The sequence below is a fragment of the Bradyrhizobium sp. MI1.7 genome, assembly GCF_055811795.1.
The window spans coordinates 1-15,055 of the sequence record NZ_JBVVPO010000016.1 but is presented as its reverse complement, the minus strand read 5'-3'; the positions used below and the strand labels follow the sequence as shown (position 1 = coordinate 15,055).

The 15,055-nt window shown below is 61.5% G+C and carries 12 protein-coding genes; 8 read left to right on the top strand and 4 right to left on the bottom strand.

Annotated features, from left to right (window positions below; all coding sequences use genetic code 11):
- Nucleotides 1-885 precede the first annotated feature (885 nt).
- From AC0L3X_RS16965 to AC0L3X_RS16950, 4 genes are all read left to right on the top strand, one after another.
- Nucleotides 886-1,551: a hypothetical protein gene (locus AC0L3X_RS16965; RefSeq protein ID WP_283016671.1), complete on the top strand. Its 666-nt coding sequence runs from the start codon at nt 886-888 to the stop codon at nt 1,549-1,551.
- 194 nt (nt 1,552-1,745) lie between these two features.
- Nucleotides 1,746-2,207: a YybH family protein gene (locus AC0L3X_RS16960; RefSeq protein ID WP_473316532.1), complete on the top strand. Its 462-nt coding sequence runs from the start codon at nt 1,746-1,748 to the stop codon at nt 2,205-2,207.
- A gap of 61 nt (nt 2,208-2,268) precedes the next feature.
- On the top strand, nt 2,269-2,784 hold the full coding sequence (locus AC0L3X_RS16955) for a hypothetical protein (protein ID WP_473316531.1): 516 nt from the start codon (nt 2,269-2,271) through the stop codon (nt 2,782-2,784).
- Between the two features lie 330 nt (nt 2,785-3,114).
- Nucleotides 3,115-3,708, top strand: a complete 594-nt coding sequence (locus AC0L3X_RS16950) for a DUF6647 family protein (protein WP_283016668.1) — start codon at nt 3,115-3,117, stop codon at nt 3,706-3,708.
- A gap of 327 nt (nt 3,709-4,035) precedes the next feature.
- Here the strand turns inward: AC0L3X_RS16950 and AC0L3X_RS16945 are convergent, their stop codons facing one another.
- Entirely contained in the window at nt 4,036-5,037 is a 1,002-nt protein-coding gene (locus AC0L3X_RS16945; RefSeq protein ID WP_283016667.1) for a Bug family tripartite tricarboxylate transporter substrate binding protein, read from the bottom strand.
- A gap of 287 nt (nt 5,038-5,324) precedes the next feature.
- Here AC0L3X_RS16945 and AC0L3X_RS16940 point away from each other — a divergent pair, with 287 nt between their 5' ends.
- Nucleotides 5,325-6,938: a winged helix-turn-helix domain-containing tetratricopeptide repeat protein gene (locus tag AC0L3X_RS16940; protein ID WP_283016666.1), complete on the top strand. Its 1,614-nt coding sequence runs from the start codon at nt 5,325-5,327 to the stop codon at nt 6,936-6,938.
- A 51-nt stretch (nt 6,939-6,989) separates the two neighbouring features.
- On the opposite strand, the gene AC0L3X_RS16935 is transcribed toward AC0L3X_RS16940, so the two are convergent.
- Both AC0L3X_RS16935 and pdxR read right to left on the bottom strand, forming a co-directional pair.
- Nucleotides 6,990-8,261, bottom strand: coding sequence for a hypothetical protein (locus AC0L3X_RS16935; RefSeq protein ID WP_283016665.1), 1,272 nt, complete (start codon nt 8,259-8,261; stop codon nt 6,990-6,992).
- 138 nt (nt 8,262-8,399) lie between these two features.
- Nucleotides 8,400-9,809 carry a MocR-like pyridoxine biosynthesis transcription factor PdxR gene (gene pdxR / locus AC0L3X_RS16930; RefSeq protein ID WP_283016664.1) on the bottom strand — a complete coding sequence of 470 codons (1,410 nt, stop codon included), beginning with the start codon at nt 9,807-9,809 and terminating at the stop codon, nt 8,400-8,402.
- Nucleotides 9,810-9,918: 109 nt separating this feature from the next.
- On the opposite strand from pdxR, the gene AC0L3X_RS16925 reads away from it, so the two are divergent.
- Together AC0L3X_RS16925 and AC0L3X_RS16920 are read left to right on the top strand one after the other, a co-directional pair.
- A complete protein-coding gene (locus AC0L3X_RS16925) occupies nt 9,919-10,380 on the top strand; it encodes a carboxymuconolactone decarboxylase family protein (protein ID WP_259257335.1) in 462 nt (153 codons plus the stop codon).
- Nucleotides 10,381-10,430: 50 nt separating this feature from the next.
- Nucleotides 10,431-11,069 carry an HD domain-containing protein gene (locus AC0L3X_RS16920; RefSeq protein ID WP_166341989.1) on the top strand — a complete coding sequence of 213 codons (639 nt, stop codon included), beginning with the start codon at nt 10,431-10,433 and terminating at the stop codon, nt 11,067-11,069.
- A gap of 8 nt (nt 11,070-11,077) precedes the next feature.
- On the opposite strand, the gene AC0L3X_RS16915 is transcribed toward AC0L3X_RS16920, so the two are convergent.
- Nucleotides 11,078-12,379 (bottom strand): MFS transporter, encoded by a 1,302-nt coding sequence (locus AC0L3X_RS16915; protein WP_283016663.1) that lies wholly within the window; start codon nt 12,377-12,379, stop codon nt 11,078-11,080.
- 666 nt (nt 12,380-13,045) lie between these two features.
- Here AC0L3X_RS16915 and AC0L3X_RS16910 point away from each other — a divergent pair.
- Nucleotides 13,046-14,923, top strand: a complete 1,878-nt coding sequence (locus AC0L3X_RS16910) for an adenylate/guanylate cyclase domain-containing protein (RefSeq protein WP_135213824.1) — start codon at nt 13,046-13,048, stop codon at nt 14,921-14,923.
- Nucleotides 14,924-15,055: the final 132 nt, after the last annotated feature.

Sequence of the window (15,055 nt, the reverse complement as noted above, 5' to 3'; positions counted from 1 at the left end):
GATGAGCCAGCTAAGCGGCGAAGCCCCGCGTTCTGGTTGATCTAGATCAAGGGACGTCCGCCGACGGGTCACGAGCGGCGTTGCTCTGACGAATCGCTGCGCTCCGCTTGGCCCTCAAAAGCGGACGCCAGGCGATCTTGAGCCGACGCCCGAGACCGGCGTTTAGATGACGAGCTTCAGCGCCGGATCGTCATTGGATTGCAACCTCGTGTGCTCGAAATGGAGCAGCTCTTCATCCGATGATTCATCGTCTTGAGGTCGGACGCTGACGATGTGAGCCCATCTGCCGAGAATAGCTCGATGAATACTCCGGCGTCTGCGCGCGGTCGATTGTGATAGGCACAGGGATCGTCACGTTGCCCGGTGAAATACGGAGTGGCGATGCGGGCGAGGGCGCGGCCGACGGACGCGCGATGGCGCGATCGCGCGATTGTCGCCGATGAGCTTGCGGCGAACAGTCGCGGCTTGTGACCTATGACAAACGACTGCGGCCTCAGAGTGGTGTTCGCGGCGAAGCGCGATCGAGTGATCGCAATGCACGCTGGTGGGCGGAGTTGCTGATTGTACCGAGGGACTCGTGGTGCTACGTTTGAGCACGTCATTCCGTTTCGGTTTGATGCGGCGGGCGATCGGGCTTACGGACCGCCGCCCGTTTATTTGAAGTTGGAATAGTTGAGCCAATCGTGTCCCGCCTCCGGCCCCCCTTTTGAGTGCGGTCGGACGATGTTTTTCATTGGCCTCCGTTCTTCCCATTGACTCGGAGGCGGGCTTTTTTCAGTTGAATTTTGCAGTAAGTCGATCTTCGACATGTGCATACTGACAAGCCACGCGGATCGTGCCGCACCACATCACCATCTGAACGCGAGGTGGGGCAGCCATTGCTTGATGGTTGCATTGCTCTGTGCCGCTTCCTTGTTTCAGTTCGCGCCCAGGGCGTGGGGACAATGCTCGGCGCGCGACGTGTTACAGAATCAACTGAAACTCGGCAAAGTTCGTGCAGTTGATTTGCCGCAAAAACTCATCGGGTCCGCCCGCGACGTTCCGACTTGGAAGACGATTGCGGTCGGCACTTTTGGCAACTCCTTCGCGTTGCGCAATGCATTGGATGCCGTGGGTTGCAATATCGGCGGGTTGGCCGCGGAAGTTCTCGCTCGACCGGCATTTACCGTCAGTTCTAACAAGATGGACGTGGAGCTTTTGGCGGTATCCGCGGTCCAGCTCGGCTTTAAAACCGATAGCGTGCCTCTGGCCGTCGTTTACGCGCGGGCCCGGCAACTTGGCTTTGAACTTGCGGCAGCGGAGGTCGGTCCGCAATTGCGCCTTCAATATCTCGATCAGCCCATGGGTGAATTCCTCATCGTGGGAATGCAGCCGATCAAGACGTGGAGCGGAGAGCCCGTGGTTCTCAACGTGGCAAATGGCGGAGCCGGATTGATCCTGATCGGCCAGGACGGCCGAGATGACGCTGAAATACCGGCGACCTCCCGTTTTCTTTTCGTGCGGCCGCCTGACCTTAGCGGCGGAATCGCGGCCGCTCTGCTGCCACCATGAAGACGAACAACCAAGTTTCGAGCAGCGCTGACTGCGGAGAAAAATTCCTTGCGTCAGATCAAGGGAGACTTCCTGTCCATGGAGAACAACGAGGCTGCCGGCTCAAGTGCAGCGGCGTCGGGAGTTCACGGGGATGGAGGCAGGCCTCGTCTCAAGTCTCGTCTGGAGCGGCGTCAACAGTAGGGAGTGACATCATGCGCGGATTCGGAGCTGTTTGTATCTCGCTGTTACTATCGGCAATTCCTGCGACTGCGTCAGATCAAAATCTCAAGGAAGAACTTGGAAAGATAGGTTCAGCATACGAGCAGTACTTCAGCAGCAAGGACGCTGCCGGGATTACTTCGCTTTACACCAAGAACTATATGCGTGTGACGGAAGACGGCGTCGTGGACAATGCCAGATACTATGAGAACGCTTTCAAGGCGGGAGTTAGTCGCCTCGAGGTCAAGACGACCGAGGTTCAGTCATTGTCAGAAAGCATGGCTCTGGTCACCGGCGAATCTCGCATTACCGGCAACAGCGAGACAGGCGCTCCTATAGACTTCACCGTTGTTTGGACCGCTCTCGATGTTCGTGAAGACGGGCAATGGAAGATTCGCATGCTCACGTCGGTCCCCAAACCGCCGCCGCCCCAGCCGCAGCAGGCCGCAAAATAACTCAAGGCATAGCCTGCTCTGCCCGCAATCGTTCTCTGCGCCACCTCAAAGGGAGTCAACGATGGCCATTTTGCACGCAAGCCTCGCATTGCTTTCAGTCGCATCGGTTCTGGCAACGACGAGTGTCCAGGCTCAGAGCATGCCGCCGGAGGGCCCCGTCTCGGTCATATTCACCGCGACGCCGATTCCTGCTCCCAAGCCGATGGCGATCGGCGGCGGCAGAGAATTTGCTGTCATGAACCAAGCCATGGCAGCCTCAAACGAGGCGGGAAATCCTGTACTCAACAACATGGGTGGACGTTGTCAGCTCAGCCGCCTGACGGATCCGTCTGCGAAGACCGCCGAAATTCGCGGGTTCTGTACTTACGTCGACAAGGACGGCGACCAGTTGTTCGAGCAATGCGACTGGATGCCCGCATCCCCCAACAATTGCAACATAACGGGTGGGACCGGCAAATTCGAAGGTCTCCAGGCCGCGCTCGTCGTCACCACCGACCCTCTCAAGAGCAACTTCGATGGCATCAGTCAGGTCATTGGCCACAAGAAGGGGACGTACAAGTTCGTCAAGACGAACTAGGTTCGTTTCCAGCAGCCGCGAACGGCCTCGATTGCTGCAGTTCGGGATGCCGAAGGCAGCAACGTCTTCTGAACGGTTTGCCCGGCGCCCACGTCCGCTACCACGCCCTAGCGACGTGGTTCCGTCGTCTGCTGAACGGCCGGCCGGTGTCCCGGTGAAGTACGAGGCACGCCGCTCGCCCGCATGTTCGGTGACCGGCGGCGTTGTGAGTTCTTTGGGTGTGAATGGGTTCACAACGACATGGCCAGGCGAATGCTATGTTCCAGCCATTCAATTGCCGACTGATTTTTTGAAGAGTGTCTTTTTCGGACAGCCTCTGAGGAGAGGGTCATGTTCAAGCAATTCCTCTTGGTCGCGGCGATAGCCTCCCTAACGTTAGCCACATCCTCTAAAGCCGATTGCGAATATGCTTTGGAGCGCGGCGCGTCCGCCGAGTCGCGTTCGGTTTCGTTGCATTCTGATGCAGCTCAACTTGCGGAAGCCCTGTTGGATGACATTGTGACTTGGCTCTCATCGAATTTCGACCTGCCTGCCATCAAGCAGCGTCCCGTCGTTGAATTTGCGTCGAAGATGGAGCTTGCGAGGTTGCGTGCAAGGGACCGTACTTCTTCGCAAGGCTTCATGGAAAGCGATGGGCAACTAGCTCAGCGCGAGGTCGTTGCACTTTACGACAACGAGACGAGAACGATCCTGCTTCCTGATGATTGGGGCGGCACTTCGCCAGCCGATCAATCGGTCCTGGTACACGAAATGGTCCATCACCTTCAGAATGTTGGAGGGCTCAAATTTGTCTGCCCACAGGCGCGAGAGAAGTTGGCCTACCTGGCTCAGGATAAATGGCTGGAGCGGTTCGGGCTTAGCCTGGAGAACGAGTTCGACGTCGACATGTTCACGGTGCTGATTACTTCAGCATGCATGTATTGAGTGTGACCGGTCGATCCAAGTCGCTGTCGAACGGTTGCCTTTCCAAAGGAGCGCAAAGCCAAGCTCATCTCGTACGTACCAACAAGATCTTCAGCGGATTTGATTGATGGCCAGACTCTTGGCGGTCCTCGCAATTGCATTGGCGATCCTGGCGATGGCTCGGGGGCAGCAGAATCAGTTTGTACCGCTGCCGACAGGACTAATGCCAGCGGTGCTTGTTCCCTGAGTTCTCTTGAGGTGACGGGTTCATCCATTCAGCCGGTGGCGCACAGGTCCGCTCGTGGCCCGCGGCGATCTGCAAGGCGGACGGGCGCCGGCATCCGCACGCTATTCAGGCGTCAGCCCCAATGCCTTCACGGCAGCCAACAAAGGAGGCGTTTCGCTGTCGTACAGCTTTCTGAACGCGACATGTCCTTGAGCGGACTCATCGATGCCGTACGAGTCGAGCAGCTTCTGTATCTTGTCGGTCTTGCCAGCTTCTACCATCAGGCCGGAAACACGCTCCACGATGTCCTGCGGCATGCCGATGGGACCGGCAAGAAAGACGTAACCGGTCATAGCAAAGAGCTCGGACTCGGCACCCTGCTCGAAGAATGTGGGAACGTCGGGAAGCTTTCTGCTCCGCGTCCTCGTCTGCACGGCGATTGCCCTCCCAACTCCGGATTCCAGCGCGTTGACGGCATTGGCGTAACTCCCCATCGCCGCCTGGAGCACGCCGGCCGCGAGGTCCTGCCACATCGGCGCTTCGCCGCGGTAGTGCACGGCTTTCATCTGCAGCCCGTACTGCTTGTTGAGCTCTGCAACGACGATATGAGGGTAGGAGCCTGCGCCGAAGGTCCCGACGTTGGTCACGTTCCTGCGGGCGTATTCGACGAACTCCTTTAAATTGGTGGCGTTGGTCGCCTTATAGGCGACCAATGGCAGATATCCTGCCGACATGCTGGAAATGAGCGCGAAGTCCTTGTCGGCGTCGTATGGCAAAGTCTTAAATAGCACGCGGCTTTGCACCAGAGTTGCGGTGATGGCGAGGAGTAACGTGTAACCGTCCGGTGGCGATTGCTTCACGGCTGCTGCAGCGATCGAACCGCTGGCACCCGCCTTATTCTCAACTATCACCGGCTGGCCGAGCTTCTGGGAGAGGTATTCGCCGTAGACGCGCGCGAGGGTGTCCGCAAGTCCGCCGGCGGGATAGGCGCAAACAATCTTGATCGGCCGGGAGGGCCAGGTCTGCGTCCACCCGCTATCATGATACGACAAAGCGATGGTGGCTGCGCCGGTTGCGATGAAGGCGCGGCGCGTGATCTTCAATGCCATCACGGTCTCCATCATGTTTGTATTCCGAGGACGCGCGTCGTGGCGTTGCTGCCAGTCCTTCAAGCGGACGGCCCTACGTTGAATCCTGAGCCGCTGCTCGGGGCACTGCTGCGCGGTACGGCAAGCCGTTGGTCGTGCTCATGGATTGCTTCCTGAGCAAATTGTGCCGTCCCGAGGATGGTAGCAGGCCATGGGCGGGCGCTCTTGACATTCTGCTTACATTCTCTTCACCGCCGGCTTATTCTTGCGCTGCAACCGGCGCGAGAGTTCGACGGGGGAAAGCCACCCAGGGAATTGCCAGCTTGCGGTATCTCTTCGACGAGTACGCATTCGACACCGACCTTCGCGAGCTTTACCGCGGGGCGCACGTGGTCTCGGTTGCGCCGCAGGTGTTCGACCTGCTCGACTACCTGATCCGCAACAGGGAACGGGTCGTAAGCAAGGACGACCTCATCAAGACCATCTGGAACGGCCGTGTCGTGTCCGATGCGGCACTGACGACGCGGCTGAACGTCGCTCGGAGTGTGATTGGCGATTCCGGCGAAAAACAGCGTCTCATCAAAACCCTGCAGCGCAAGGGCTTCCGTTTCGTTGGAACGGTGCAGGAAGTGCAGAGGTCCGCAGACGCGGCGCCCACAGCCGATTCTGGTGAACAGTTTCAGGGTACCGCTGATCCAGATCGGTCCGATGCCGCGACAGTTGCGATGTCGATTCCTGCGCCACGCCTTTCCATCGTCGTACTGCCGTTCGCGAACTTCGGAGGCGATCCCGAGCAGGACTATTTCGTTGATGGCGTGACCGACAGCCTGACCACGGACCTTTCGCGCATCAGTGGCTCATTCGTGATCGCGCGTAACACCGCTTTCACCTTCAAAGGCAAAGCCGTCGATGTAAAGCAAGTCGGACGCGAGTTGAAAGTCCGCTATGTGCTCGAAGGTTCCGTGCAACGAGGCGGCAATCGGCTTCGGGTGAATGTTCAGCTGATCGATGCCGAAACCGGCAATCACCTATGGGCCGAGAGGTTCGAGAAACCCGTCGCCGACCTGTTCGACATGCAGGACGAGATCGTATCGCGGCTCGCAAACACGCTAAATGCCCAGCTCATTCAGGTTGAAGCGCGGCGAGCGGAACGTTCAACCCATCCCGATGCAATGGACCTGTATTTCCAGGGCTGGGCTTACGAGAACAATGGGACGACCCCGCAATACATGACGCAAGCGCAGGCCTTTTTCGACCGCGCCCTGGCACTCGATCCCGACAATATCGAGGCGCTGGTCGGCTCGGCGCGGGTTGAAGCGGCGCTTGGGGCCAATCTTGTCACCGACGACTGGAAAGCGCACTTGGCGGCGGCCGAGGCAGCCTCAACCAAGGCTCTGTCCCTTGCGCCAAACCATGCTCGGGCCCGTAGCATCCTGGGTCTGGTCCAATCATTTAGCAACCCGGCCCGAGCCATCGCTGAATGCGAGCGGGCGTTGGCACTGGATCACAATTTGGCCGACGCTCATGCCTTCATCGGTCTCGCCAAGTTTTTTCTCGGTCGCAGTAGCGAGACCGAGGCCCATATCCGCGAGGCGCTTCGCCTCTCTCCTCGCGATTCCTACGCCTACCGGTGGTTCATGTTTGTCGGTCTCGCCAAATTGTTTCTCGGCGCCGACGTGGAAGCGGTTGCCTGGCTGCGCCGGAGCATCGAGGCCAACCGAAATCATCCCCTCCCGCATTACTATCTCGCCGCTGCGCTGTCGCTGCTCGGCTCACCGGACGAGGCGCGGGCCGCCGCACAGGCCGGCCTTGTGCTCAATCCGACCTTCACTCTCCGCCGCTACCGGGGCCGCGTGACGAGCGACCATCCGGCTTATCTCGCCGGGCGCGAGCGTGTGTATGAGGGCATGCGCATGGCCGGGGTGCCGGAGGGATGAACGGCAGGAGGTTGCCGGTGCGCGCCCAACAAGGATCGGGCGCTCCTGCGCTTACGGCGACGGCACGGCCGAGGGCGGCGCGGTGACGTTCGGCAGCGGAGTTGCTGGCCAAGGGCTTGCCGGCCAGGGACCTTTCGGCTTGGCGTCGACCGACGAGCACGCCGCCGCAAGCTGCGTCCGCATCGACGCCAGGCCCGTCAGGTCGATGTCGAATTTCGCGACGTCCACCTTTTCGTCCGGCATCGGCGTGGTCCGCCGGACATGGAGGGAGCGGGACGCGATGATCGCCTTGACCATGTCAGGGTCGATGCTGCCGCTCCACATCTCGTACTTCGCGGCTCGCACCGGAAACCCGCCGGCCTCCTGGTCCTTGTCGGAGTCCGCCGTCATCATGATCGTACTTTTGCCGACGCTCGCCTCGTCGATCTCGCCCGCGAACAGCAGCGGCACGCGATTCCTGGTTTCGCAAAACATGCGCCACTCCATCGTCCGGAACGAAGAGCCGCTTTCCTTCTTCATCACCGCGATCTTGCTGATGAACGGCCGCGTTGCCTTCTCCAGCCTCCACATCCCTTCGGCAAACGGTCGCGTGTCGATTCCGAAACGATAGAGCTCGGCTCGCGTCAGCATATGTAGGTTTTCGAACTTCACGATACGGATGAGACCGTCGAGCGCGCGGCTGATCCCCATCGCCGCGATGAACGCAGCGCGGTCGCGGTCGGCGTTCGCGATCCGGCGCTGCCTGTATTCCGCGACCGCCTGCGGCGCCGGATGCCCGTGAAAGACGAGGACCAGCCTGGAGTTATGGACCGCCAGGGCGGCGTCGGGAGCGACCTCGCGTGATGTCGCGCCGAGAAACAGGTAACCGCAGGCCGAGTTGCACATCGCATGGTAGGTCGTGAGCTCCGCCTCGACCTCGCCGCCTGCGGCCTTGGTCTTCAGGCATGCGGCGTCCACCTGTGTGCCGGCGGCGCACGCCGTCGCGATCGTCCGACCGACCCGCGCGACCGCCTTGCGACTGCGCAGCAGCCGGCCGATGACGTAGGACTGCTCCACGTTCTTGCCGGGCGAATGAAGGTAGATCGGACGCTGAGTGTCCTTGACGCCGGCCAGGAAGCGGCGAATGCGCTGGCTTGCGTCCCCATCGATCTCGCCCTCGATGGCGATCCAGCGGTCGCAGCCCGGCCCGCACGCGTCCGGTGCCCCCTTGGCAAGATAGATCGTCAGCCTATGCGCAAATCCGGGATTTTCGGCCGGCGTTTCCTCGGCATGCAGCGCGCATGGAAGCAGCATGGCCACGAGAAACAAAATACGGGCAAGCATGTAACGACTGGGCCACGCGCGGTGAGGATAGACGTCGATGTTACATGATGATCGGCGCGCTTACAACTTTCGGTGGCATGCCGGCCCGCGTTTATTCGGCCGGGCGGCACATCGTGCTGTCTCGAAATACAGCGTTCGTCACGTCAGACGATCGATGATTTCGAAGAGCCTCTCGCAGGAAGCCTCGATCCGCTTTTGCGGAGATGTGGCGATACCCAGCAACAGACCGGGGCGCGCCGAAGCCGTTGACGCATACCACAGCGACAGCGGGGTAGGCGCCAGTCCGAACGATGCCGCTTCCCTGGCGATGGCGAGATCGGGCGCTCCATCCGGCAGCCGCAGGACCGCTGCCAATCCGGCAAGCGCAACGTTCGCGGTGCGCGTCCGAAGCTGTTTCAGCAATGCATCGCCTTGCGCGGCGTAGACCCGCTTCGTGCGCCGGAGATGCCGCAGATAATGGCCCTCGCTCATGAAATCGGCGGTCGCGAGCTGCACCGCGGGCCCGGGCGCCGGTGCGAGGCAAGCCGCGGCTTCGGCAAATCGCGCCGCCAGAGCCGCCGGTGCAACGACAAAGCCGAGCCGCAAGGCAGGGGTCACGGTCTTGCTGAAAGAGCCGATGTGGATGACGCGGCCCGCGCGATCGAGCGAGGCAAGCGCCGGCGTGGCCCGGCCCTTGAGCTGAAGCTCGCTGAGATAGTCATCCTCGATCACCCACGCCTTGCGTCGGGTGGCCCAGTCGAGCAGGCGCGAACGCCTCGTCAGCGACAATGTGGATCCGAGTGGCGCCTGCTGTCCGGGCGTCACGACAACCAGCGCCGCGTCGGGAGCATGTTTCACGCCGTAATCGACATCGATGCCGTCAGCGTCGACCGGGATCGGCGCGATCGACAGTCTTGCAAGCGCGAGACCGTGCCGCGTGAAGGGAAAGCCCGGATTCTCCACCCAGACCTTCGTCTTTGGCTCGGGGCCGAGGACACGGAGCGCCAATCCGAGGCCGCCGCTGAAACCACTGGTGATGATGATCTGCGACGGCGCGCACGCGATCCCGCGCGCCAGCGCAAGGTAGGCTGCGATCTCGCGCCGCAAGTCGAGCTCGCCGCGCGGATCCGGATAGATCGCCGGCGCGCTCATTTCGGCGCGAACCGCCTGCGCGCGCATCCTTGAGAGCAGCGTCGCAGGAAAGGTCTCTTGCGCAGGCACGCCCATCTGGAAAATTGCCGGCCCCGCCGTGAGCTCCTGGTACATCTCCATGAACGAGCCGGGAGCCGGGGCTTTGTCCTTGCGAACGGGAAAGGACGGCCGATCCGCGACATGCGTGCCGGTCGCGCGTGACGCGACAATCAGTTGGGCGGAGGACAGCTTTTCATACGCCGCGCGCACAGTGCCCCGCGCGACGCCAAGCTGGGCTGCCAGATCCTGCCAGGAGGGCAGGCGCGCTCCGGGTGCGAGCACGCCGTTCTCGATGGCGGCCCTGATGCCCCCATGGATCTGCTCGGCCAGCGGCGTCTTCGCAGATCGATCCAGTTCGAGCCGCAGCGGTTTGGTCATGCCCCTTGGTACACGATTTTCGTGCATTCTTGGTGCTTTTTTGTGGACCAGGGCAGGGCCATTTATGGCGGAGACAAGGGCCGGGCATTGATCATCAAGGAGCAGGACAATGACAGGGCGTCTCGACTACGACCGTATCGCGCCGGCGGGTGTGAAAGCGCTGGGCGGCGTGTACGGCTACATCATGCAGAGCAATCTTCCTGCGGGGTTGATCAACCTCGTCTATCTGCGCGTATCCCAGATCAACAACTGCGCCTACTGCCTCGACATGCATATGCGCGATCTGCTCAAGAGCGGGGTGAAGATCGAAAAGCTCGCTCTGCTGCAGGCGTGGGAGGAAGCCGGCAATCTGTTCGACGCGCGCGAGCGCGCCGCCCTCGCATGGGCCGAAACGGTGACCCGCGTCGCGGATACCGGCGTGCCGGATCAGGCCTATGAAGCCGCGCGCGGGGTCTTCGAGGAGCGCGAACTCGTCGATCTCACCATCGCGATCGGCCTGATGAACACGTATAATCGTATGGCGATCAGCTTCCGTAAGACGCCGCAGGCCGCCGTCGAGAAGACAGCCTGACGGGCCACGAACGGCATCGGCCGACGTCAATGCAAGGCAGGAGTTAGAAAATGACGAGCGTGATTTCCGGCGTGAAAATTCCCGACAGCAAGCTGGCGCGCGAGGCCGCCGAGCTGGTGCGCAGCTACGAAGACGAGATGCTGTTCAACCATTCGGTCCGCGTCTACGTGTTCGGCGCGATGAAGGGGCTGCGTCAGAAGCTGAAATTCGATTCCGAGTTGCTTTATGTCGCGGCGCTGTTTCACGACCTCGGCCTGGTCGATCACTACCACACCGAAACAAAGCGATTTGAGGTCGACGGTGCCGACGCCGCGCGGGACTTTCTCCGGGCACGCGGCATCGCCGAGCCGCAGGCCGATCTGGTCTGGGAGGCGATTGCGCTGCACACCACACCCGGTATTCCGGAATATATGAGACCGGAAATCGCCCTCACGAGGGCAGGAGTTGTGGTGGACGTCGGGGCCGTTGGATATGACGAGTACACGCCGGAGCAGCGCGATCAGGTGATCGCTGCGTTCCCGCGCGGCGATTTCAAGAACGAGTTTCTGAAGGTGCAGACCTGCTCAGCGCTGAAGAAGCCGCAGACGACATTCGGGACCGTCAATTTCGACTATATCCAGGATCACGATCCCAGCTTCCACAAGCCAAACGTGTGTACGCGCATCCGCAACACGCCCTGGCAAAGCTGAGCTGCCGCTCAAGCCACCGGGTCGCTCGCGCGGCTGCGGTGATCCGGCGCCAGCGGCGGCGCCGCGCGCGCGGGCGCGTTCGCCGGCGGAGCGGCGTGCCTGCTCGCGGTGACCGCGACCGGTACAGACCTGGCGTCGCGCCAGGCGACGATCCAGATCAGGAAGCCGAGCAGTGCGAGCACGGCGCCGACCGGGCCGGTGGAGGTCCAGCCGAGCCCCTCGCGAATGGCGATGCCACCCAGGAACGGGCCGAGAGCATTGGCGGTGTTGAACGCCGAATGGTTCAGCGCAGCAGCGAGCGCCTGCGCGTCTCCCGCGACGTCCATCAGCCGCGTCTGCAGGACGGCGCCGAGCGAGACGCTGGCGCCGATCGCGAAGACGTCGGCCGCGAGCAGCCAGGGATTGCCGGCGGCAAGCGGAAACAGCAGCAGCGCGACCGCGGCGAACAGCAGGATGACGCCTGCCGTCGGCATCAAGGCACGGTCGGCAAAGCGCGGCACGAACAGATTGCCGAGCGTGGCGCCGATGCCGAACACGGCGAGGAAGAACGGGATGACCGCGGTGCTGACCTTGGTGACCTCGATCAGCGTCGTCGCGAGATATGTATAGACGGCGAACATGCCGCCAAAGCCGATGGCGCCGATCGCCAGCGTGATCCAGATGCGGCCGTTTCGGAGCGCACCGAGCTCGCGCAGCGGGTCGGACCGGCCGGCCGCATCGCGCGGCGCGAACAGGGCGCACAGCACGACCGTGATCAACGCCAGCACCGACACGAAGCCAAAACTCGCGCGCCAGCCGACCGCCTGGCCGATCAGATTGGCCAGGGGCACGCCGATGATCGTGGCAGAGGTCAGGCCGAGCATCACCTGGCCGATCGCCTGCGAACGGCGGTGCTGCGGAACGAGCGAGGCCGCGACCAGCGCGGCGATGCCGAAATAGGCACCATGCGGCAATCCCGACAGAAATCGCGCCGCGATCATCCAGCCGAAGCCCGGCGCGAGCGCGGTGAGCGCGTTGCCGAGCGCGAACACGGCCATCAGGGCCAGCAACTGGGTGCGCCGGGCGAACCGCGCGCCAAGCACGGCGATCAGCGGCGCGCCCAGCACCACGCCGAGCGCGTAGGCACTGATCGCGTGCCCCGCGGTCGGCTCGTCGATCCCGAGGTCGGCAGCGAAGAACGGCAGCAAGCTCATCGATGCGAATTCGGTGGTTCCGATCGCAAAGCCACCCATCGCGAGCGAGAACAGGACGATGGCGAGGTGAGGGGGCGCTGAGGCGCGGGGCGAGGTCGCGTGAGGCGAGGTCGTCATGTGTCCTGCATTGGTGGCGTCAACGGGAATCAGCCCAGCGAACGTCGCCACCCCTGCAAGATTTGTCGTCGTACTTAAACCCGCACCAGCCCGCGTCAACATCGGAGGCGCGATGCAAGGCATGCCGCATATCAGCGTCCCGATTTAAGTGTGGCGCCATCTGGACGCGTCGCGCATGAGGCCTGTGGCCTCATCGGTGCGCTTCGGCCTTCCCGCGACCTTCGCTATCCACTCTACAGATGGGGTCGACACGCCTGAGGGCAAAACAGTTGCATAGCTGCAGCAAAGTGTATTGGCGGTTGAAGCGGTCGGCGCGACCTTTTGCCATCGCGCCCGGCGCGAGGGCTTCCATGTCGGGGCCCGGCGCAAGTGGAAATTCGCGAATGCTGTCGAAATTCAAAAGGAATACATAAGGAATTCAAAAGGAATTCGAAAGGTAGAGTGCATTGATTGGGTGCCTTATTCCAGTGCGAGCCGCTCATCGCCAAGATGAGGTAATCCGAAGAACCCCTTTTACTCTCCGCCGCGACTTGTTGTGGCGCTGCCGCTCCAAGCCATTCGGGTGATTTTGGTAGCGCCTCAACCGAATTGCGTTTAGCGTGTTGCAGATTGGTTCAACGACGAGACTCTGCTCGGCAAGAGGCTTTATTCGCCGCTGAGGGATCAATGAAGTCGGAGCCTACGAGCGTCCCCCCGTCGTCGCCGAACACCGCCAACGACAGTGGTGCGAGGTTGGTTGGTGCTGCCGAACAGGACTTTAATTCCCAAGTCGGTACGATCCTCGAATTCGAAAGACCTTTCCGCGCCGTCCTCGTGGCGGACGTCGTCAGCTATACCAGACTTATGGAAGCTGCTGAGGTCGAGACGCATAGTCGCTATCGGGCTCTTCGCGTGAGCGTCATCGATCCCGCCTTGATCGGTCGACGAGGCGAGATCGTGAAGAACACCGGCGACGGCTTCGTCGCGGTGTTCGAGAGCCCGCTCGATGCCCTTCGCTGTGCCTCCGAGTTGCAGCGTGAAGTCACCGGGCTTGAAACCTTGCAACCTCCCGAGCGCCGCATAGCCTTTCGCATCGGCGTCCATTGGGAGCCTGTCATCTTTGATCTGAACGATGTCTACGGCCATGGCGTCAATATCGCAGCACGCTTGCAGTCTGTCGCTCCCGCGGGCGGCGTTGTGGTGTCGTCGGCCCTTTTGCGAGTAGTCGCCGATCTGAGCGAATTCAAGTTTGACGACCTGGGTGAGCTTCATCTCAAGAACCTGTCGCGGCCGGTTCATGCCTTTCTCCTGCTCTCGCCGGGAGTGGACCGCCGCACGGTGATCGGCGCTTCCACCAAATCCTCGAGACGAACCAAACTGCCCTCGATCGCCGTTCTTCCGTTTGCGAACAGCTCTTCGGAGGTCGACGACAGCTATTTTGCCGAAGGCTTCGTCGAAGACATCATTGTCAGCCTGAGTAATATTCAGGAGCTTCTGGTGGTGTCTCGCGGGTCGACGATGCCGTTTCGTCAGCGCGAGATCGATCCCGTCGAAATCGGCGAGAAGCTTGGCGTTCGCTATTACGTCAGCGGTCACGTTCGCCGATCGGGCAAGCGATTCCGGTTTTCGGTTGAGCTGGTCGATGTAGCGACTGGCTCCGTGGTGTGGGCCGAGAAATACGACACGGACCTCGCGGACGTTTTCGAAGTCCAGGACGAGATCGCCATTGGTGTCGTTGAGAAGATCGCCGCCTATGTGCGTCGCGCGGAGATCAAGCGGGCGCTGCGAAAGCCGCCGAAGAGCCTCAATGCGTATGACTATCTCCTGCGGGCGCTTGAGCTGCTCTACAAATTCGATTTCGCGAGCTTCTCGCGCGCCAAAGGGCTGCTCGAGAAAGCCAGCGAGGAAGACCCCGAATACGCGGCGCCGTACGCGTTCGCTGCGAAGTGGCACAATTTCAAGATCGCGGAGGGGTGGTCGTCGGATTTCGATGCGGATTCGGCCGACGTGATCCGGCTGTCCAATTGTGCCATCGAAAGAGACCCGCAAAATGCTCTCGCGCTCGCGATACAGGGGCACGGCAAGAGCATGTTCTTTCGTGACTACGACAGCGGATTGGACCTGTGTGAGCGGGCTCTTGCCATATCCCCCAGCAATTCGTGGGCATGGGTGTTCGGGAGCGGGACCCCCGGGTTCATCGGCGATGCTTCAACAGGAATTGCCCGTGCGGAGCGCGCCATCCGGCTTTCACCACTTGGCCAACAGGCCTTTTTCAATTTCTGCCTGCTCGGCCAAAATCATTATCTGAACGGAACGTTTGACGATGCCATTCGCTGGTCGAAGAAGTCTTTGACCCTCAGCCCGCGTTTTGGAAACGCCGCGCGCGTCCTCGCCGCAAGCCTCGTCGCGGTTGGTCGCCTGGAGGAAGCGCGGCAGGTTTCGCAGCACCATAAGAACATCCTGCCCGGCTTCAGAGTATCGGACTATGCGCGCCGTTGTCCGTTCAAGGAGCCCCAGGGGTCTTTGTATGTCGAGCGATTAGGAGCAGCTGGGTTGCCGGATTGATGGGGCCAGGAGCCCGGTTCAAATTATTAGCCCCTCGATGGAGAGCACAATGCCTGGTGTTGCAGGAGGAGGCGGTGGCGGCGGTGCCGGGCGAGCGGCGGGCGGTGGCGGCGTCGGCCTCGCCACGGCCTG

Bases quoted from the DNA above. Each gene is read 5' to 3' on its own strand.
- AC0L3X_RS16955 (WP_473316531.1), top strand. From the start codon at position 2,269: ATGGCCATTTTGCACGCAAGCCTCGCATTGCTTTCAGTCGCATCGGTT.
- pdxR (WP_283016664.1), bottom strand. From the start codon at position 9,809: ATGACCAAACCGCTGCGGCTCGAACTGGATCGATCTGCGAAGACGCCG.
- AC0L3X_RS16915 (WP_283016663.1), bottom strand. From the start codon at position 12,379: ATGACGACCTCGCCTCACGCGACCTCGCCCCGCGCCTCAGCGCCCCCT.
- AC0L3X_RS16945 (WP_283016667.1), bottom strand. From the start codon at position 5,037: ATGATGGAGACCGTGATGGCATTGAAGATCACGCGCCGCGCCTTCATC.
- AC0L3X_RS16965 (WP_283016671.1), top strand. From the start codon at position 886: ATGGTTGCATTGCTCTGTGCCGCTTCCTTGTTTCAGTTCGCGCCCAGG.
- AC0L3X_RS16925 (WP_259257335.1), top strand. From the start codon at position 9,919: ATGACAGGGCGTCTCGACTACGACCGTATCGCGCCGGCGGGTGTGAAA.
- AC0L3X_RS16960 (WP_473316532.1), top strand. From the start codon at position 1,746: ATGCGCGGATTCGGAGCTGTTTGTATCTCGCTGTTACTATCGGCAATT.
- AC0L3X_RS16920 (WP_166341989.1), top strand. From the start codon at position 10,431: ATGACGAGCGTGATTTCCGGCGTGAAAATTCCCGACAGCAAGCTGGCG.
- AC0L3X_RS16910 (WP_135213824.1), top strand. From the start codon at position 13,046: ATGAAGTCGGAGCCTACGAGCGTCCCCCCGTCGTCGCCGAACACCGCC.
- AC0L3X_RS16935 (WP_283016665.1), bottom strand. From the start codon at position 8,261: ATGCTTGCCCGTATTTTGTTTCTCGTGGCCATGCTGCTTCCATGCGCG.
- AC0L3X_RS16950 (WP_283016668.1), top strand. From the start codon at position 3,115: ATGTTCAAGCAATTCCTCTTGGTCGCGGCGATAGCCTCCCTAACGTTA.